The 19,828-nt window shown below is 71.6% G+C and carries 12 protein-coding genes; all 12 read left to right on the plus strand.

Translation table 11 applies throughout. From position 1 onward, the window contains the following. The first annotated feature begins 139 nt into the window (after positions 1 to 139). The 12 genes from ABG085_RS03465 (at position 140) to ABG085_RS03520 (ending at position 19,651) form a co-directional block, all read left to right on the plus strand. Positions 140 to 1,276, plus strand: coding sequence for a serine/threonine-protein kinase (locus ABG085_RS03465; protein ID WP_347978050.1), 1,137 nt, complete (start codon positions 140 to 142; stop codon positions 1,274 to 1,276). Further along, positions 1,276 to 7,284 carry an Ig-like domain-containing protein gene (locus ABG085_RS03470; RefSeq protein ID WP_347978051.1) on the plus strand — a complete coding sequence of 2,003 codons (6,009 nt, stop codon included), beginning with the start codon at positions 1,276 to 1,278 and terminating at the stop codon, positions 7,282 to 7,284. Before ABG085_RS03465 ends, ABG085_RS03470 begins: the two co-directional genes overlap by 1 nt. Before the next feature lie 61 nt (positions 7,285 to 7,345). Then, entirely contained in the window at positions 7,346 to 8,311 is a 966-nt protein-coding gene (locus ABG085_RS03475; RefSeq protein WP_347978052.1) for a MoxR family ATPase, read from the plus strand. Next, positions 8,308 to 9,753 carry a DUF58 domain-containing protein gene (locus ABG085_RS03480; protein ID WP_347978053.1) on the plus strand — a complete coding sequence of 482 codons (1,446 nt, stop codon included), beginning with the start codon at positions 8,308 to 8,310 and terminating at the stop codon, positions 9,751 to 9,753. Before ABG085_RS03475 ends, ABG085_RS03480 begins: the two co-directional genes overlap by 4 nt. Continuing rightward, positions 9,750 to 12,311 carry a transglutaminaseTgpA domain-containing protein gene (locus ABG085_RS03485; RefSeq protein WP_347978054.1) on the plus strand — a complete coding sequence of 854 codons (2,562 nt, stop codon included), beginning with the start codon at positions 9,750 to 9,752 and terminating at the stop codon, positions 12,309 to 12,311. The genes ABG085_RS03480 and ABG085_RS03485 overlap by 4 nt, the downstream gene beginning before the upstream one ends. Then, complete coding sequence (locus ABG085_RS03490) at positions 12,308 to 13,843, plus strand: DUF5684 domain-containing protein (RefSeq protein ID WP_347978055.1); 1,536 nt, start codon at positions 12,308 to 12,310, stop codon at positions 13,841 to 13,843. Before ABG085_RS03485 ends, ABG085_RS03490 begins: the two co-directional genes overlap by 4 nt. Then, positions 13,840 to 14,445: a hypothetical protein gene (locus ABG085_RS03495; RefSeq protein ID WP_347978056.1), complete on the plus strand. Its 606-nt coding sequence runs from the start codon at positions 13,840 to 13,842 to the stop codon at positions 14,443 to 14,445. The genes ABG085_RS03490 and ABG085_RS03495 overlap by 4 nt, the downstream gene beginning before the upstream one ends. 371 nt (positions 14,446 to 14,816) lie before the next feature. Continuing rightward, on the plus strand, positions 14,817 to 15,185 hold the full coding sequence (rpsL, locus tag ABG085_RS03500) for a 30S ribosomal protein S12 (protein WP_018171438.1): 369 nt from the start codon (positions 14,817 to 14,819) through the stop codon (positions 15,183 to 15,185). A gap of 5 nt (positions 15,186 to 15,190) precedes the next feature. Continuing rightward, positions 15,191 to 15,661, plus strand: coding sequence for a 30S ribosomal protein S7 (gene rpsG / locus ABG085_RS03505; protein ID WP_055962856.1), 471 nt, complete (start codon positions 15,191 to 15,193; stop codon positions 15,659 to 15,661). A gap of 122 nt (positions 15,662 to 15,783) precedes the next feature. Continuing rightward, a complete protein-coding gene (gene fusA, locus ABG085_RS03510) occupies positions 15,784 to 17,898 on the plus strand; it encodes an elongation factor G (protein ID WP_347978057.1) in 2,115 nt (704 codons plus the stop codon). A 159-nt stretch (positions 17,899 to 18,057) separates the two neighbouring features. Further along, entirely contained in the window at positions 18,058 to 19,251 is a 1,194-nt protein-coding gene (gene tuf, locus ABG085_RS03515; protein ID WP_347978058.1) for an elongation factor Tu, read from the plus strand. 181 nt (positions 19,252 to 19,432) lie between these two features. Beyond that, positions 19,433 to 19,651, plus strand: a complete 219-nt coding sequence (locus ABG085_RS03520) for a hypothetical protein (RefSeq protein WP_347978059.1) — start codon at positions 19,433 to 19,435, stop codon at positions 19,649 to 19,651. Positions 19,652 to 19,828 lie beyond the last annotated feature (177 nt).

Consider the following 19,828-nt stretch of genomic DNA (forward strand, 5'->3'; position numbering starts at 1 on the left):
GGGGAGATGCCCGGCCTCGGCGGATTCCACAGCACCGGTTCGCGGCGCATGCTCGGAAGTGGTTTTGTTAGCATGGCCAGGTTTGTTGCCGCCAGCGCGGCACGGGTCGTGTCACGGTAGCGGACTGCGGGGAGGTGTGGTGGCCACACGGCTTCCCTCGGCGCCCCCGATCCTTCCCGGGCTGGCCTATATCCGCCCGCTCGGCTCCGGCGGATTCGCCGACGTCTTCCTGTACGAGCAGGACATGCCGCGCCGCAACGTCGCGGTCAAGGTCATGCCGAGCGACGTGCGCGACCCCGAGCTGAGGCGCATGTTCAACGCCGAGGCCGACGTGCTGGCGCACCTGTCGGCCCACCCCTCGATCGTGACGGTCTACCAGGCGAGCATCTCGGCCGATGGGCGCCCGTACATCGTGATGGAGTACTGCCCGGGCTCGCTCGCGCAGCGCTACCGGGTGGAGCGCATCCCCGTCGAGGAGGTGCTCGCGATCGGGGTGCGCATGTCGAGCGCGCTCGAGTCGGCGCACCGCGCCGGCCTCATCCATCGCGATGTGAAGCCCAGCAACATCCTCATCACGACCTTCGGCACCCCGGTGCTCGCCGACTTCGGCATCTCGGCCTCGCTGCAGCGCAAGAGCGGCGGGGAGGTGCTCGCGATGTCGATCCCGTGGAGCTCGCCGGAGGTCGTCGCCGAGCAGACCAGCGGCACGGTCACGAGCGAGGTGTGGAGTCTCGGTGCGACGGTCTACTCGCTGCTCGCGGGCCACAGTCCGTTCGAGCGGCGCGAGCGCGGCCAGAACACCAAGGATCTGCTGCGGCGACGCATCGCACGTGCCACCTACGTCGAGATCCCGCGCACCGACGTCCCTGCCTCGCTGCAGAGCGTGCTCGCCACCGCGATGAGCCGCGACCCCGGTCGCCGCCACGACTCCGCCCGGGCGTTCGGCGAGGCGCTGCGCGAGGTGCAGGCGGGCCTCGGCCTGTCGCCGACGCCGCTCGAGATCCCCGACGCGGAGTGGTCCCCGGCATCCGGGCCCGTCGACTTCGGCGACTCGGCGCTGCGCGGTCCGGCGCGTTCGCACATCGAGCGCGACCTCACCCGCAAGGCGCGCGCCGGCAGCGGGGTCGCAGCGCTCGCGCGCGACGAGGACACCGAGATCTCGGCGCCCGCACGGCGCGGACGCGGCGCCGTGCCCTGGATCGTCGGCATCGGCGCCGGAGTCGTCGTGGGCGCCGGTGCCGTCGTCGTCACCCTTCTGGCCGCGGGGGTTCTCTGATGGCCCGCGGCACCGGGCCGTCGGCACGCAGCACGACGCCGGTGCGTCGCAGCACGATCATGGGCTTCCTCGCCGCCGGGGCGGTCGTGGCCGCGGTCGTCGGGGTCAGCATCGTGTGGCCCGGCCTCGACGCGCAGGAGACGCCGGACGTCGACACCGCGGTGTGGGCCCTGCAGACCGGCGACGGCCGCCGCTACGCGCGGGTGAACACCTCCGTGGGCGAGCTCGACACCGTCCGCAGCATCAGCAACCCCGACCAGGTGGTGCAGACGGGGGATGCCGCGTACCTCTTCAGCGACAGCTTCAGCACGCTCACGCGCATCGACGCGGCGATGCCCGCCGACCTCGACGAAGAGGCGCTGCAGGCGTCCCAGAAGACCCCGCCCGGCACGACCGAGGTGGTGACGGCGGGCGACTACGTCGCGTATCTGACCGATTCGGGCGCCGTCTTCGCGGGCAGCCTGTCGAGCGGCACCTCTTCCCAGCTGGACCCGTTCCGCACCGACGACGACGACACCCCGCAGTACACCGCCGACGCGATCGCGGTCGACGACCGGGGCATGCTGTTCGCCTACTCGCGCGACGACGGCTCGGTGCTGCGCTACCACGTCGGTGACGGCGACGTGCGGGGCCGCGACGCGCTCGACGCCGAGGGGCTCGCCGTGCCGGCGATCACGGCCGCGGGCGACACGTGGGCCGTCGTCGACACGGAGGACGGCGACGTGTGGCTGCGGGGGCAGGATGCCGCGGCCCGGGCGCCGATCGCCGGCACCGTCGTGGTCGGCGCCCCGGCGTCCCGCGGCACCGACGTCTACCTCGCCGACGACACCACCCTGGTGCGCGTGCCGGCCGACGGCTCGGACATGACGACCGAGGTCGGGGGCGGGAACGGGCCGGTGCTCGGCACCCCGGCGCAGCCGATCACGCACGACGGCGAGACGTACGCCGCGTGGCTGGGCACCGGTGACGCCGGCGGGCAGCTGTGGCGCTCGAGCGGTGGGGACGTGGTGCTCGACTACGGCGCCGAGTCGCTCGCCGACGACGTCCGCCCGGTGTTCGTCGCGAGCGACTCCGCTGTGATCCTCAACGACACGCGTTCCGGGTGGGCATGGTCGGTGCCCGACGGCGCGCTGATCACCTCGAGTCAGGACTGGAGCCTCGACGACCGCACCGACCCCGATGCGGTGCCGAGCGGCGAGCAGCTCCAGGTCATGCTCGACCCGAAGCCCCCGATCGCCGAGCCGGACGCCTTCGGCGTGCGCGCCGGCGCGCTCGTCTCGCTGCCCGTGCTCATGAACGATCACGACCCCAACGAGGACGTCCTCACCATCGACCCGGAGTCGGTCACAGGGCTCGATCCGGCCTTCGGCACCGTGACGGTGACCGACGCCGACCAGCGGCTCGCGGTGCGCGTGCAGCCCGGTGTGACGGGCTCCGCCACCTTCTCGTACGCGGTCGCCGACGGCACGGCCGAGAACGGCCTCATGTCGGAGGCGACGACGGTCACCCTGACCGTGGCGGATGCCGCAGTCCGGTCTGCGCCGCAATGGTGCGGCGTCGAGCGCTGTCTCGTGGAGTGGCCCGAGCCCGAGGTCGCGCGCGGCGGCACGGTGACGGTCCCCGTGCTCCCGGGCTGGGTGGATCCGGAGGGCGACCCGCTGCTGCTGCTCTCGGTCGAGAACGTGACGGGCCCCGGAAGCGTCGCGGCGACGCCCGGCGGCGACGTCGTCTACCAGCACAGCGATGCCGGCGACGGCGGGGAAGAGCTCATCGAGCTCGCCGTGACCGTCGCCGACACCCAAGGACAGACGGCCGTGAAGACGCTGATCGTGAAGGTGTCGCCGCAGCCCCAGCTGGCCGCGCAGTCGTTCGCCGTCACCGACACGGTCGCGTCGGGCATCACGGTCGACGTGACCGACCACGTCACCGGCACCGCGGGCACGCTGTCGCTGGGCTCGGTGCGCGTGCTCGACGACGCCGCCGCCACGGCGACCGTGGTGGGCGGCTCGACGTCGTTCGACTTCACGGCGCAGCAGCCCGGTACGTTCCGCGTCGACTTCACGGTGTCGGACGGCGTCAGCGAGGCGACCGGCACCGCACGCATCACGCTCCTGCCCGCCGATGCGCCCGCGCAGCTCGCGACCTCGCCCGTGGTCGCCTTCGTGCACCCTCAGCAGGACGCCACACTGGAGGTCTTCGACGCCGTCTCGAATCCGACGCGCCGCGTGCTGCTGCTGAGCGACGTGGCCGCCCGCGCGGACGACGGCGCGACGCTGTCGGTCGATGCGGTGGGACAGAACCACCTCCGGGTCTCGGGCACGACCGCGGACGGCGCCGCCGGCCGGCTCGGCACCGTCTCGTACGTGGTGAGCGACGGCACCGAGGACGCCGGCGCGAGCGTGCAGGGCGAGGCGACGGTGTACCTGCTCCCGCCCGCGCCGGAGCTCGCCCCGATCGCCGTCCACGACACCGTCGTGGTGCGCGCGGGCGCGCAGATCGACATCCCGGTGCTCGCCAACGACATCTCCCCGTCGGGCGGCCTTCCCACGCTCAACCCGGCATCGGTGCGCTCGTCGTCCGACGACGCCCTCGCCTTCGCGTCGGGCGACCTGCTGCGCTACCTCGCGCCCGAGGAGCCCGGCGACTACGGCATCGAGTACTCCGTCTTCACCACCGGCGCGCCGGCGCTCGCCGACACGGCGGAGGTGCGCGTGCAGGTGATCGACGCCGACGCCAACCGCACTCCCACGGCCGACACCCTGGAAGGCCGCGTCCTGAGCGGTCAGTCCGCGCTCATCGAGTTCGACGACTTCGGCATGGATCCCGACGGCGACGTCGTGACGCTGGACCGCATCGTCGCGCAGCCCGAACGCGGTGCCGCGACGGTCACCGCGGATGGGGCGTCGATCATGTACACGAGCGTGCCGGGTGACAGTGGGCAGGTGTCGTTCCGCTACCGCGTCGTGGACGCGTTCGGCGAGACCGCCGAGGGCACGGTGCGGGTCGGCGTGCTCGACAGCGAGGCCAACCCGAGCCCGGTCACGTTCACCGACTACGTGCAGGTGCAGGCCGGCGAGGGGAACGCCGTCCGCGTCAGTCCGCTCTCGAACGACGTCGACCCGACCATGGGCGAGCTGCGCGTCACCGACATCCGTCCCGACGTGCCGGCCACCCTCGTCGACGGCAGTGACAACCCCGAGTACGAGCGCCTCCGCGAGCAGATCGTCGACGTCGACGACGCGACGGTGCGGATCGCGGCCGGCGACGAGCCGGCGACGATGTCGTTCCTCTACGACGTGGAGTCGTCGTCGGGCAACACGGGGCGCGGCCTCATCGTGGTGCGGGTGGTGCGCGAGAGCGTGCCCGATTACCCGGTCGTCGCCGATACCGCGCTGACCGTCGAGAGCCGCGAGGACTTCCCCCGCGGCGTCGACGTGCTGGCCGGGAAGGTCGCGTGGTCGGGCGGCGACGTCGGCGACCTGGAGCTCTCGCTGTGGGGCGACCCCGCGGGGGTGTCGGTGCAGGGCTCGCGTCTCCGCGGCGCACTGCCCGCCACCACGCGGCTCATCCCGTTCGCGGTGACCGGCGACGGCGCGTCGGGCGAGGTCACCTCTTACGGGTTCCTGCGCGTGCCGGGCGACGACGACCTGGCGCTGACGCTTCGCGCGGGTGCGGCATCCCCCGAGGTCGCCGAGCTCGAATCGACGACCTTCGACATGGCGAGCCTCGTGGCGCGGCCCCGCGGCACGTCGATCGAGATCGGCGACGAGGTGCGCGCCTCGGGCGCGCGCGGCGAGGCGGCCTGCGCCGTCGAGTCCGGTGCGGTCGTGCGCTACGACGCGGGTGCGGGCGCGCCGTGGGTGGACGCCTGCCAGGTGCCGGTGCGGCTGGCGGGAGACGAGGAGTGGACCTTCCTCTCGGTGCCGATCATCGTGCAGCCGCGTGATCCGCAACCCGAGCTGCGGCCCGGCTCGATCACCGTCGGACCCGGCGAGACCGCGACGTTCGACCTGCAGAACATGACCACCTGGCAGCTGCGCGAGGACTGGGACGGCATCGTCTATGCGACCGAGCACGCGGGCACGGCGTTCCAGGTGACGCAGGACGGCTCCAGCCTGACGGTGACGGGCGCCGATCGTGCCGTCCCCGGCTCGGAGGAGGTGGTGCTGGTGTCGGTCACCAGCCACCCCTCGGTGACGCCGGCACGCCTCATCCTCCGCGTCGGCGCCGCTCCGTCGACGCTGCCGCAGGGCGGCTCGGTCGTGCAGCAGTGCTCGCAGGCGGCCGGATCGTCGTGCACCATCCCGGTGATCGGCGCGGGCGGCGAGGTCAACCCGCTGCCGCGCACCCCGCTCGAGGTGGCCGACGTGCGGTCGACGGGGGCGTGCGCGGGCGTGGGCTTCCAGGTCGCCTCGGCGACGTCGATCACGGCGACGTGGACGACGGATGCCCCGGGGGCGACGTGCACCGCCACGTTCTCGGTCCGGGACGCGCAGGGCCGGGTCACGAACGCCGAGCGCGACGGCCGCGTGCTGCTGGATCTGCTGGGCTACCCGAAGCCGCCGGCGAGTATCACCCAGACGGCATATGCCGACGGCAGCGTCACGCTGCGGGTGGATCCGGGGGAGGCGCGGCTGGCGTATCCGGCGCTCACGGGGTTCGTCATCCGCTCCGGCGGCCAGGAGGTCGCCCGCTGCGGCGCGGACGGCGTCTGCCCGCCGCTCGCAGCCCCGAACGGCGAGCAGCGCACCTACGAGGCGTGGGCGGTGAACGGCGTGGGCGAGTCGAAGGGCAGCGTCCGCACGATGGCCTGGGCGTATGACGCGCCGCTCGCGCCGACGAGCGTCACGGCGGCGCCGGTGGTCACCGGCGACGGCGCCGGCGGCATCGTGTCGCTCGTCATCGACGGCATCGAGACCGGCGAGACCGGCAGCCTCGAGATCTCGAGCCCGGCCGGCGAGGTCGTGCGGGTGCCGGTGAACGGCAACCAGACGCGTGTCGAGGTGCCGGGTTACCGCGTCGGCAGCAACACGGCCTCGCTGGTCACCGTGACGCCCTACTCCCGATTCGAGCTGCCGCCCGGACTCGGCGGCAGTGCCTCGGGCGCCGCCGCGACGGTGCAGGCGAACGGCGTCGGCAGCCCGCTGTCGCCGCAGCTGACGCTCAGCTCGGTGTCGAACGGCGACGGGACGGCGACGATCACGGCGAACGCCTCCGCCGTGCTCAACGGCGACGGGTCGAGCCTGCGCTACGGCATCGTGCGGGACGGTGAGCGCTGCACGGTGGCCGAGACCGGCTCGACCGCGACGTTCTCGGTCGCGGACGGCGACGAGTACACCTACCGCGTGTGCGTCGAGTCGTACTGGGGTGACAGATCGTACGGCCGGGCCGAGGCGTCGGCCAGCGTGCGCGCGCAGCAGTCCGGCAGGGCGCCCCAGGGCTGGACGTTCGCGGTCGACGCCACCCCGAACGTCAACGGCCAGCGCGCCGACTGGATCATCCGCGCGGATCCCAGCACCACCGAGAGGATCCCCAACCGCAACCACCCCGAGTTCTCGGGCTGGAACGGCTCGACGTCCGTGGTCGGCCAGAACCCCGGCATCCAGGTCCGCTACGTCCACGACTGGTGGGGGACCGCCACGGGCTGGGCGACGGTGACGCCGCGCGCCGGAAGCGCGCCGTACCAGGTGCAGGCGATGTGGGAGGTCGCCTCGTGCGTCGGCGGGAGCGACCTGGCCTATCGCGGCCGCTCGTCCAACGCGCCGGACGGCTCGTCCGCTGCGTTCACGTTCGGCAACGCCGGGCTGCGGTACTACGACGCCCAGGAGAGGCTGCTGACCTCCGAGCCGGGGACGTGGACCGTGCCGATCGGCGCCGTGCGGGTCGAGGGGATCACCGTCTCGGTGAACTGGGACGCCCAGGGCTGGGGACTCGCGCCGGTGAGCACGACCTTCAAGGCCGACTGCCAGCCGAACAACGGCAACCCCCAACCCGGCCCGACGCCCTGACCGCGACCGCTCTTCCCGACATCCCCACGACAATCCCCCGCCACAGAGGACGAGACACGACATGACGATCACGCAGGAGCAGGCCGACTGGTTCGCGCAGACGTTCGGGCAGATCGCCGACAACGTCGAGCGTGCCGTGCTGGGCAAGCGCCACGTCGTCGAACTCGTGCTCACCGCGATGCTGAGCGACGGCCACGTGCTGCTCGAGGATGTGCCGGGCACCGGCAAGACGTCCCTCGCGCGCGCGATGGGGCAGTCCGTGCAGGGTTCGAACACCCGCATCCAATTCACCCCCGACCTGCTGCCGAGCGACATCACGGGGCTCAGCGTGTACGACCAGAAGGAGGGGGTGTTCGAGTTCCACGCCGGCCCCATCTTCGCCAACATCGTGCTCGCGGACGAGATCAACCGGGCGAGCCCCAAGACGCAGTCGGCACTGCTCGAGGTGATGGAGGAGGGCCGCGTCACGATCGACGGCGTCTCGCGTGAGGCCGGCGTGCCGTTCCTCGTGCTCGCGACACAGAACCCCGTCGAGCAGGCCGGCACCTACCGCCTGCCCGAGGCGCAGCTTGACCGCTTCATGATGCGCACCTCGCTCGGCTATCCCGACCATGCGGCGACCGTCCGCATCCTCGACGGCGCGGCCATCGCGACGGCGGACCTCACGCCGATCATCACGCCGCAGGCCCTCGTCGGCATGGCGGATCTCGCCGCCCAGGTGTACGTCGACGCGCTCGTGCTCGACTACATCGCACGGCTGGTGGACGGCACGCGCACCGCCGACGAGGTGCGTCTGGGCGTCAGCATCCGCGGCGCGCTCGCACTCACCCGCGCCGCTCGCACCCGTGCCGCCTCGCAGGGGCGCACCTATGCCACGCCCGATGACGTCAAGACCCTCGCGGTGCCCGTGCTCTCGCACCGGCTGATCCTGCACCCCGAGGCCGAGTTCGACGGCGTGACGCAGGAGACCGTTGTCGGCCAGGTGCTGCTCGACGTGGCCCCGCCCTCGAGACGCGAAGCGGTATGAGCGCCGACCGTCGAGGAGGTGCGTCGGGGGCTGGTGAGCGCCGGCGCGGCGGCACCGGCACCCTGGATCCGCGCATCACCCGCACCGTCTCGTCCACCGCGACGGAGGGTCGCACCCACCTCACCACCACCGCCACGGGCTCCGCGACCAGTGTGGCGCCGCGCCGCGGGCGCGCGTTGGTGCGCGCCGCCGTGTGGGGGACCGGCGCGTGGCGGGCGAGCGCGTCCGCCATCGGCGCAGCCGCCGTCTGGTCGGCGCGGACGATCCGGCCCGCCGGCGCCCTCGCCGCGCTGGCGGGGACGGCGGGGCTCGTCCTGGGCATCGCCTTCGGCTGGGTGGAGTTCATGGTCGCGGGCGCGGCATCCGTCCTCCTCCTGATCGCCGCCGTGCCGTTCCTCTTCGGCGCCCGCGCGTACGACGTCGACCTCACCCTCACCCACGAGCGCATCGTGGCGGGCGACGGCGTGAGCGGGCGCATCGTGGTGCGCAACGAGAGTCACCGCGTCGCCCTGCCGGGGCGCATCGACGTCGCGGTGGGTGCGGGGCTGGTGGAGTTCGGTGTGCCCCTGCTGCGCCCGGGTCACACCGTCGACCAGCCGCTCGACATCCCGGGCCTCCGCCGCGGCATCGTGACGGTCGGGCCGGCGACCACCGTCCGCAGCGACCCGGTCGGGCTCCTGCGCCGCGAGCACTCCTTCGCCGACGTGCACGACCTCTACGTCCACCCCCGCACGACCGCGCTGCCGTCGACGAGCGCGGGGCTGATCCGCGACCTCGAGGGCGCTCCGACGCGGCGGCTCGTCGACGCCGACATGTCGTTCCACGCCATCCGCGAGTACGTGCCGGGCGACTCGCGCCGGCAGATCCACTGGCGCTCGACGGCCAAGACCGGGCGGCTCATGGTGCGCCAGTACGAGGAGTCGCGGCGCTCGCGCATGGCGGTGGTGCTCGCGGTGGCCGAGGGCGAGTACGCGGATGCCGACGAGTTCGAGCTCGCCGTGTCGTGTGCCGCCTCGCTCGGCCTGCGCGCGGTGCACGACGCGCGCGACGTGCAGATCGTCACCGGCTCGGAGATCCCGCGGGTGGTCCGCGGGCGCCTCCGGGCCATCCGCCGCATCCCGGCTGCGGCGCTCCGCCCGATGCTCGACGGGTTCAGCGGCATCGACCTGATCGAGAGCACCATGCCGGTGGGCGAGGTGTGCCGGCTCACCGCCGAGTCGGGGGAGCACCTCTCGATCGCGTTCGTGGTCGTCGGCTCGCGCGTGCCGCTCAGTCGACTGCAGCAGGCGGCGCTCGCGTTTCCCGCCGACACGACGGTCGTCGGCCTCATCTGCGACGAGCGCGCCCACCCGCGTATGCAGTCGCTGTCGAGCATGACGGTGCTCACCGTCGGGACCCTGGACGACCTCGCCGGTCTCCTCCTGCGGGGAGCGACGTCGTGAGCGGGCCCATCGACGTGCCGGTGAGCACTCCAGCCGTCCCGCAGCCCGCCGCCGCAGCCGCCGCCGAAGCGCGCTCGCCGCGGCTGGTGCCGCGCATCTGGGTGGGCTTCGCGTTCGCGGTGCTGATCGCCGCGGTGGCCGCGGTCGCCGCCTGGCCCATCTACCGCTCCGGCGCGTTCGCGCTCCTGGTGGCTGTCGGAACCCTCGTGGGCGGGGGCATCGCGGCGGTGGCGTGGTGGCGGCGGTGGAGCGGCTGGATCGTCGCGGCGGCACTGGCCGCCGCCGTGCTCCTGCTCGGGGTGCCGCTGGCGGTGCCTTCGCGCCTCGGGGCGGCCGGCGACGTCCTGCGAGGGCTGGCCGAGGTGGCGACCGGGCTCGTGCTGGGGTGGAAGGACCTCGTCACCGTCGAGCTGCCCGTCGGCTCGTACCGCAACCTCCTGGTGCCGGCGCTCGTCGTCTTCCTCGTCGGCACGTGCCTCGTGCTGCTGCTGGCCTGGCGCGACGACCGCGCCGCCTACGCCGCGGTCCCGGTGGCGCTCGGCATGGTGACCTTCGGCCTGTTCTTCGGACGCACCACGGTGAGCGCGCCCCTGCAGCTCGGCCCCGTCACGCTGTACGCCCCCGTCGAGACGGCGGTCGGCATCGCCGGTCTCACCACCTGCCTGCTGTGGCTCGCGTGGCGCACGCACGACGAGCGGATGCGCGCGCTGCAGCGCGCCGCGGCCTCCAGTGGCGTGCGCATCTCGCGTCGGCCCACCGCAGCCGACCGCCGTCGCACGGCGCTCGGTGCCGGCATGGTGGTCGGCGCGCTCGTGCTCGCGGTGGCCGTCGTGCCGTTCGCCGCCCGCGGGGCCGACCGCGACGTGCTGCGCTCGGCGGTGGGCCCCGACATCGACCTGTCGGCCGAGGTGAGCCCGCTGGCGCAGTACCGGGCGCTGTTCACCGACGACCGCGCCGACGAGGTCCTCTTCACGGTGGAGCCCGTGGCGGACGGAGCCGCGGGCGCACTGCCGGAACGCGTGCGGATCGCGACCCTCGACGCCTACGACGGCCAGGTCTACCGCTCGGGCGGCGAGGGCGCCGTCGACGCGGGGCGGTTCGTGCGTGTGCCGTCGGCGCTCGACGCCGGCGAGGGCGAGGTCGTCGAGGCGCGCGTCGAGATCGGCGCGTGGGACGGGATCTGGATGCCGACAGCCGGCCGGCTCTCGGCCATCCGGTTCGCCGGCGACCGGTCGGCGTCGCTCGCCGATCGGTTCTACTACAACGCCGCCGCATCGGCCGGGGTGCAGACCGCCGGGGGAGGCCTCGAGGCGGGCGACAGCTACGTCGTGCGCGGAGTCGAGCCGCCCACCGCGGACCTCGCCGAGCTCGAGGCACCCGGCAGTCCGGGGGGCGTCGCCGCGCCGGACAACCTGCGGGCGTGGATGGACGAGCATGCGACGGGCTCGGGCGGCGCCGCCCTCGCCGGCCTGGTCTCGCTGCTCCGCGAGCGCGGCTACCTCAGCCACGGCCTGTCCCGCGGCGACCAGGAGCCGGCATGGGCCGCCGCGCTCCCCGACTACACGTTCCAGCCGAGCGCCTCCGGCCATTCGCTGGCTCGGGTCGACACCATGTTCGCGCGCCTGCTCGAGCGCGAGACCGACCCGCAGGGCGCGCGGAGCGACAATCTCGTCGCGGCGATCGGCGACGACGAGCAGTTCGCGGTCGCGGTGGCCCTCATGGCGCGCGAGCTCGGCTTCCCGTCGCGCGTCGTGCTCGGCGCCCGGCTGACGTCGGCCGAGCCGGGCCTCGCCACCTGTGACGACGGAGCATGCGGTGCACAGGACCTCACCGCGTGGACCGAGGTGCAGTCGGCCGGAGGGCAGTGGGTCGCCGTCGACGTGACGCCTCAGTACGCCGTGTCGCCGAGCCTGGATGTGACGGAGCAGCGCGATCCCGAGAACGTGACCGAGGTGCGGCCCGAGACCGTGGAGGAGGTCGTGCCGCCGGACCCCGCACAGGAGGACTCCGGCGAGGAGCGCACCCCCGAGGACGAGTCCGGCCTCGACCTCGCGTGGCTCTGGCCGACACTGCGGATCGCGGGCATCGCGCTGCTCGTGCTCGCCCTGGCGTTCGGGCCGTTCCTCATCGTGATCGGGACGAAGGCCGCTCGCCGCCGGTCCCGGCGACGTACGGGGACGCCGTCCGCCCGGATCGCCGGCGGCTGGGACGAATACGTCGACGCCGCCCTCGACACGGGGCACGCGGCATCCCGCACGCTCACCCGCACCGAGCTGGCCGCCGCCTTCGCGACCCCCGCCGGCGACGAGCTCGCGCACACCGCCGACCGCGCGGTGTTCTCGCACGCAGAGCTGACGGCGGACGAGGCCCGGCGATACTGGGACACGGTCGACGCAGAGCGGCGGACGCTGCGCCGCCAGAATGGGTTCTGGCGCGGAGCCCTGGCGACCGTATCGTTGAGATCGTTGCTCCGACCACTGGCGCCCGAGGCGGGCGTCCGCAGCCGATTCTCCGAGAGGGGGAGACGGCGGGCTCAGCCCGTGCGTCCCATGCCATGAACGCCACCGATGCCACCGCCGCCGTCTTCGGCACGCTGATCGGCCTGCTCCTGTTCGCCGGCGTCTACGTCTGGATGGCGCTCGCCCTCTCGGCGGTCTTCCGCAAGTCCGGCGTCGAGCCCTTCAAGGCCTGGGTGCCGATCCTCAACCTCGTCGTGCTGCTGCAGCTGGCGGGACTCTCGCCGTGGCTGGTGGTGCTCGCTTTCGTCCCGTTCGTGAACATCGCGTTCCTGGTGGTGTTCGCGATCGCGCTCTACCGCGTCAGCGTGGCGTTCGGATTCGGCGCCGGCATGGCCGTGGTCGGCGTCCTGCTCTTCCCTGTCTGGGCGTCCATCGTCGGATGGGGAAGTGCACGATGGGTCGGACGGGATGCCTCCTCCCGCGGCCCGCTCGGCGGCGGCGTCCGCCGGGCATCGACCGAGGCGCCCGGCCTTCCGCCGCTGCCGCCCTTCCCCGCTCCCGCCTCGCGCTCGGGTGAGCAGGCCGTGTTCCCGCCCGCGTCATCGGCGGCCGCCGGATTCGCCCCGGCCGCGTACGCGCCGCCGCCCCCCGCCGCCCCGACGCCCGGTGCACCGGCTGCGGCGGACGTCGTGCCGCCCGCGGGCGGCTGGACGCCTCCCCCGCTTCCGGGCCGTCCTGTCGCGACGAGTCCGGGTGGCTCCGGTCCGCTCTCCGCCACCCCCGCCGCCGCTCCTTCCGGCGCCTCCGGCGAAGAGTCCGCGCGGGCCGACGCCGGCGCGCCTCCCGACCCCTGGCAGGGTTTCGTCCTCGACACGACCGACCGCAGCGCCGAGGTGACCGGCGCGGTGCCCGGTGCTCCGGGACCCATCTCGGCCGTGCCGTCCGCACCCGCACCCGCGCCCGCCCCCGCCTCCGCGTCCACCTTCGCGCCCGCGTCCGGTGCGTTCGCGGCTCCCGAGGGGTCCACGACGGGTGAGCACCTCACGCGCCCGCCCGTGATGCGGGTGCCGGTCGCCGACCGTGCCGGCGGCGAGGAGTCCGAGCCGTGGGCGCCGGCGCGCTCGCCGATGAGCGAGACCGACGCGTTCCCCGAGGCGTCCGGTCCCGTGTCGGCGATCGCGGGCGCACCGGATGCCGGCGCGCCGCGCTCGGCGCGGACCTCGGTGTCGGCCTTCCACGGCAAGCCCGAGATCCCCGACGAGCAGGACGTGCTCGACGAGACGATCATCGCCCGCCGCAAGCGCACCGACTGGACGCTGGTCCCGCCGACCGGCGATCCCGTCGCCCTGTCGGCGGAGGTCGTGATCCTCGGCAGGCGGCCGGCGGGAGACCCCGACTTCCCGGGCGCGCAGCTGGTGTCGATCCACGACGGCACCGTCTCCAAGACCCACGCCCGGCTGACGCTGCGCGACGACCGCTGGTACGTCACCGACCTCGACTCCACCAACGGCGTGCTGTTCGCGACGGTGATGGGCACCGAGGTCGAGGCGCCCGCCGGCGAAGAGGTCGAGGCGGGCGACCGGTTCCTGCTGGGCGACGCGGAGGTCCGGCTGCGGCGGAGCGACGGGTGATCGATCCCGACGACGAGCGCACGGCCCTCTCGCAGCGCGCCACGGCGGCCGCGGGGCCGTCCGCCGACGACGCTCCGGACGACCGGACTCTTCCCCGCCGGCGGGCACGAGCGAGGACGACGGATGCCGGTGCCCCCGCGCCGTCCGACGCGGCCCGGCGCCGATCCACCGCGCTTCCGGCCGACGTCGACGTCACCGCCGTGTCGTCCCGCTCGGCGGGTCCGCAGGCCTCCGAGCTGACCACCCAGGCTGCGACCGCCTCCGGACCGGTCGGCCCGCGCCGCAGCGCACCCGCCGATGCGGGCGCCGCCGACGACCGTCCGGCAGGCCCGGCTCGCACCGGCGCGTCCTCGTGGCACGGCCGCGTCTCGTCGCCTCCGCAGGTGGACGGGGCCGTGTATCGCGCGCGCCCCCTGCCGGCGGCGAACGCGACGCGAGCCGAGCCGGGTCCACGCGCACCGCAGGCGTACATCGACACGGCCGCCGCCGAGGCCGCCCTGCGGCGCCGCCGGCGCCGTCGTGCGATCGTGGTCGTGGCTGCGGCATCCGTTCTCGCCGCCGTCGTCGCCGTGTCGCTCGTGGTTCTGCTGACCGTCGGCTGACGCGCCCAGCCGGGCCGATCTGGCACCCGGCGCGGCGTGTCGCGGCCCCGTTCGGCCCGCAACGTGCTTGCGCGTTTGCCCGACCCCCGAAACCCACGTATCATGGATCGGGTGTGCGCTCACGCGCGCCGTCAACTGTGCCTCGGTGCGGACGATGGTGTGGGCGCCGCATCTCAGGGAACGGCCTGCGAACAGGCCACCCCCACGGCATACCCACCAGCGAAAGCGCGTCAGTCATTCTGCCGCGTCGGTGGGTCCGCGTGAGCCCGCAGCGTCATGAATCGCAAGATCCGGATGCCGCGGGGGAGACCACGACGCTGTCACCGTGCAGCAGCTGCGCGCCACAACCGCGCAGACGACAAGGAGAGAACGTGCCAACCATTCAGCAGTTGGTTCGCAAGGGTCGCTCGCCCAAGGTCTCGAAGACCAAGGCGCCGGCGCTCAAGGCGAACCCGCAGCAGGCGGGTGTCTGCACCCGTGTGTACACCACCACCCCGAAGAAGCCGAACTCGGCGATGCGCAAGGTCGCCCGTGTCAAGCTCCGCAACGGCACCGAGGTCACCGCGTACATCCCCGGCGAGGGCCACAACCTGCAGGAGCACTCGCTGGTGCTCGTGCGTGGCGGTCGTGTGAAGGACCTCCCCGGTGTCCGCTACAAGATCGTCCGCGGTGCGCTCGACACCCAGGCAGTCAAGAACCGTAAGCAGGCTCGCAGCCGCTACGGCGCGAAGAAGGGCTAAGCAACATGCCTCGTAAGGGACCCGCCCCGAAGCGCCCCGTCGTCAACGACCCGGTATACGGCGCACCCATCGTCAGCCAGCTGGTGAACAAGATCCTCGTCGACGGCAAGAAGTCGATCGCCGAGTCGATCGTGTACACCGCCCTCAAGGGTGTCGAGGCGAAGAACGGCCAGGATGCCGTCGCCACGCTCAAGAAGGCGCTCGACAACGTGCGCCCGACCCTCGAGGTCAAGAGCCGCCGTGTCGGTGGCTCGACCTACCAGGTGCCGGTCGAGGTCAAGCCTCACCGCGCCAACACGCTGGCGCTGCGCTGGCTCGTGAGCTACGCGAAGGGTCGTCGTGAGAAGACGATGACCGAGCGTCTGCAGAACGAGATCTTGGACGCCTCGAACGGCCTGGGTGCCGCGGTCAAGCGCCGCGAAGACACCCACAAGATGGCCGAGTCGAACCGCGCCTTCGCGCACTACCGCTGGTAATCCACTTCGCGCGTTTCGTCTCGCTCGTACCTCGCTCGCTCAACGACCGGAGATCTCGGTCGTTGAGCGAGCGAAGCGAGACGAAACGCCCCAGACTCACTTTCAACCCGTAAGGACACCCCGTGGCACAAGAAGTGCTCACCGACCTCAACAAGGTCCGCAACATCGGCATCATGGCGCACATCGATGCCGGCAAGACGACGACGACCGAGCGCATCCTGTTCTACACGGGCGTCAACCACAAGATCGGCGAGACGCACGACGGCGCTGCCACCACCGACTGGATGGAGCAGGAGCAGGAGCGCGGCATCACGATCACGTCCGCCGCCGTGACGTGCTTCTGGGACAAGAACCAGATCAACATCATCGACACCCCCGGTCACGTGGACTTCACGGTCGAGGTGGAGCGCTCGCTTCGCGTCCTCGACGGTGCCGTCGCCGTCTTCGACGGCAAGGAGGGCGTCGAGCCCCAGTCCGAGACCGTGTGGCGTCAGGCCGACAAGTACGACGTCCCCCGCATCTGCTTCGTCAACAAGATGGACAAGCTGGGCGCCGATTTCTACTTCACGGTCGACACCATCGTCAACCGCCTGAAGGCCAAGCCGCTGGTCATCCAGCTGCCGATCGGCGCCGAGAACGACTTCGTCGGCGTCATCGACCTCGTCGAGATGCGCGCGCTGGTCTGGCCCGGCGACGCCAAGGGCGACGTGACCATGGGCGCCAAGTACGAGATCCAGGAGATCCCGGCCGAGCTCGCCGACAAGGCTGCCGAGTACCGCGAGAAGCTGCTCGAGACGGTCGCCGAGTCCGACGAGCACCTGCTCGAGAAGTACTTCGGCGGCGAGGGCCTCACCACCGCCGAGATCAAGGGCGCCATCCGCAAGCTCACCATCGCTTCGGAGCTCTACCCCGTGCTCTGCGGCTCGGCGTTCAAGAACCGCGGCGTGCAGCCCATGCTCGACGCGGTCGTCGACTACCTCCCGTCGCCTCTCGACGTCCCCGCCATCGAGGCGAAGGACCCGAAGAACGAAGAGGTCATCATCGAGCGTCACGCCGACCGCGACGAGCCGTTCGCGGCGCTCGCGTTCAAGATCGTGACGCACCCGTTCTTCGGTCGCCTCACCTACATCCGCGTCTACTCGGGTCACCTCGACTCCGGCGCCCAGGTCGTCAACGCGACCAAGGGCAAGAAGGAGCGCATCGGGAAGATCTTCCAGATGCACGCCAACAAGGAGATGCCGGTCGACTCGGTCACCGCCGGTCACATCTACGCGGTCATCGGCCTCAAGGACACCACCACCGGTGACACGCTGTCCGACAGCGCGAACCAGGTCGTCCTCGAGTCGATGACGTTCCCGGAGCCGGTCATCGAGGTCGCGATCGAGCCCAAGACGAAGGCCGACCAGGAGAAGCTGGGTCTCGCGATCCAGAAGCTCGCCGAGGAGGACCCGACGTTCCGCGTCGAGCAGAACTCCGAGACCGGTCAGACCGTCATCAAGGGCATGGGCGAGCTGCACCTCGACATCCTGGTCGACCGCATGAAGCGCGAGTTCAAGGTCGAGGCCAACGTCGGCAAGCCGCAGGTGGCGTACCGCGAGACGATCAAGAAGACCGTCGAGCGTCACGACTACACGCACAAGAAGCAGACCGGTGGTTCGGGTCAGTTCGCGAAGATCCAGTTCGCGCTCGAGCCCCTCGAGGTCACGGCCGACAAGACGTACGAGTTCGAGAACAAGGTCACCGGTGGCCGCATCCCGCGCGAGTACATCGAGCCGACCAACCAGGGCTTCCAGGACGCCATGAACGTCGGCGTGCTCGCCGGCTACCCCATGGTGGGCGTGAAGGCGATCCTCACGGACGGCGCGTCGCACGACGTCGACTCGTCCGAGATGGCGTTCAAGATCGCCGGCTCGATGGGCTTCAAGGAGGCCGTCCGCAAGGCGAACCCCGTCATCCTCGAGCCGCTCATGGCGGTCGAGGTGCGTACTCCCGAGGAGTACATGGGCGACGTCATCGGCGACCTGAACTCGCGTCGTGGCCAGATCCAGTCCATGGAGGACGCCCAGGGCGTCAAGGTCGTCCGTGCGCTGGTCCCGCTGTCCGAGATGTTCGGCTACATCGGCGACCTGCGCTCGAAGACCTCGGGCCGCGCCGTGTACTCGATGGAGTTCGACAGCTACGCCGAGGTTCCTCGCGCCGTGGCCGACGAGATCATCCAGAAGGTCAAGGGCGAGTAAGCCCTTTTCTCCCGGGATGCCTCGGTGACGAGGCATCCCGGGGGCACAACTTCACACAGAATCACCAGAACCGTCTCCACTAAGGTGGAGATATCCCCGTAGGCGACCGGCGCACACCAGCGTCCGGAAGTTCTACACGAACGTCCTGAGGAGGACCCAGTGGCTAAGGCCAAGTTCGAGCGCACCAAGCCGCACGTGAACATCGGAACGATCGGTCACGTCGACCACGGCAAGACCACGCTCACCGCAGCGATCTCGAAGGTGCTCGCCGACAAGTACCCGTCGGCCACCAACGTGCAGCGCGACTTCGCGTCGATCGACTCCGCTCCCGAGGAGCGCCAGCGCGGCATCACGATCAACATCTCGCACGTCGAGTACGAGACCCCGAAGCGTCACTACGCTCACGTCGACGCCCCGGGTCACGCCGACTACATCAAGAACATGATCACCGGTGCTGCTCAGATGGACGGCGCGATCCTCGTGGTCGCCGCCACCGACGGCCCGATGGCGCAGACGCGCGAGCACGTGCTGCTCGCCAAGCAGGTCGGCGTTCCCTACCTGCTGGTCGCGCTGAACAAGTCGGACATGGTCGACGACGAGGAGATCCTGGAGCTCGTCGAGCTCGAGGTTCGCGAGCTGCTGTCGTCGCAGGACTTCGACGGTGACAACGCTCCCGTCGTCCGCGTCTCGGGCCTGAAGGCTCTCGAGGGCGACGCCGAGTGGGTCGAGAAGATCGTCGAGCTCATGGACGCCGTCGACGAGTCGATCCCCGACCCGGTGCGTGACAAGGACAAGCCGTTCCTCATGCCCATCGAGGACGTCTTCACCATCACCGGCCGTGGCACGGTCGTCACGGGCCGCGCCGAGCGCGGTACCCTCGCGATCAACTCCGAGGTCGAGATCGTGGGTCTGCGCCCGACGCAGAAGACGATCGTCACCGGTATCGAGATGTTCCACAAGCAGCTCGACGAGGCCTGGGCCGGCGAGAACTGTGGTCTGCTCCTGCGCGGCACCAAGCGTGACGACGTCGAGCGCGGCCAGGTCGTCGTGAAGCCCGGTTCGGTCACCCCGCACACCAACTTCGAGGGCACGGCGTACATCCTGTCCAAGGAGGAGGGCGGCCGTCACAACCCGTTCTTCACGAACTACCGTCCGCAGTTCTACTTCCGCACCACCGACGTCACCGGCGTCATCACGCTGCCCGAGGGCACCGAGATGGTCATGCCCGGCGACACCACCGACATGACGGTCGAGCTGATCCAGCCGATCGCCATGGAGGAGGGCCTCGGCTACGCGATCCGTGAGGGTGGCCGCACCGTCGGCGCCGGCACGGTCACGAAGATCATCAAGTAAGTTCCTCGCAACTGCTGATCCCAGAGGGGGTCGGACCCGCAAGGGTCCGGCCCCCTCTGTCGTTCCCGCGTGGCGCGCCCGTGTGGCGGCGGTGGCGCGCCCAGGGCCCAGGGGTACCGCCGGGGCATCCGCGCCGCCAGGATGGTGCTGACGCCTCGCCGGGGGCGGCTGAGGAGTGAGCATGGGCGGTTTCGACGACCTCGTCAATCAGGGCAAAGGCCTGTACGAGCAGAACAAGGACAAGATCGGGGAGTTCCTGAAGTCCGAGCAGGCGGAGGGCATCAGCGACTCGGTGCTGGACGGCGCCTCCGGCCTCGCGAAGAAGGTCGTGCCGGAAGAGCACCACGACACGGTGGACGACATCCGCGGGAACGTCGACGGAGCCGTCGGCAACCAGTAGACCGCCGGGAGGAGAACGGCCCGGGCTCACGCCCGGGCCGTTTTCGCATCTGCCGCATTATTACGCGAGTTTCTATGATCGTTACCTTGTCGTGATCATTGGACCCATTGACGGCGCGAAGCGCACGCCGATAGCTTGACCGTGGGCTACGTGCGGCCGGTGCGACTGGGGAGTTAA

This window comes from Microbacterium sp. ProA8 (assembly GCF_039905635.1).
GTDB classification, from domain to species: domain Bacteria; phylum Actinomycetota; class Actinomycetes; order Actinomycetales; family Microbacteriaceae; genus Microbacterium; species Microbacterium chionoecetis.

What these genes read in the sequence shown, in the direction of transcription:
- ABG085_RS03470 (WP_347978051.1), top strand. Translation starts at nt 1,276, where the DNA reads ATGGCCCGCGGCACCGGGCCGTCGGCACGCAGCACGACGCCGGTGCGT.
- ABG085_RS03480 (WP_347978053.1), top strand. Translation starts at nt 8,308, where the DNA reads ATGAGCGCCGACCGTCGAGGAGGTGCGTCGGGGGCTGGTGAGCGCCGG.
- ABG085_RS03475 (WP_347978052.1), top strand. Translation starts at nt 7,346, where the DNA reads ATGACGATCACGCAGGAGCAGGCCGACTGGTTCGCGCAGACGTTCGGG.
- ABG085_RS03520 (WP_347978059.1), top strand. Translation starts at nt 19,433, where the DNA reads ATGGGCGGTTTCGACGACCTCGTCAATCAGGGCAAAGGCCTGTACGAG.
- ABG085_RS03490 (WP_347978055.1), top strand. Translation starts at nt 12,308, where the DNA reads ATGAACGCCACCGATGCCACCGCCGCCGTCTTCGGCACGCTGATCGGC.
- rpsG (WP_055962856.1), top strand. Translation starts at nt 15,191, where the DNA reads ATGCCTCGTAAGGGACCCGCCCCGAAGCGCCCCGTCGTCAACGACCCG.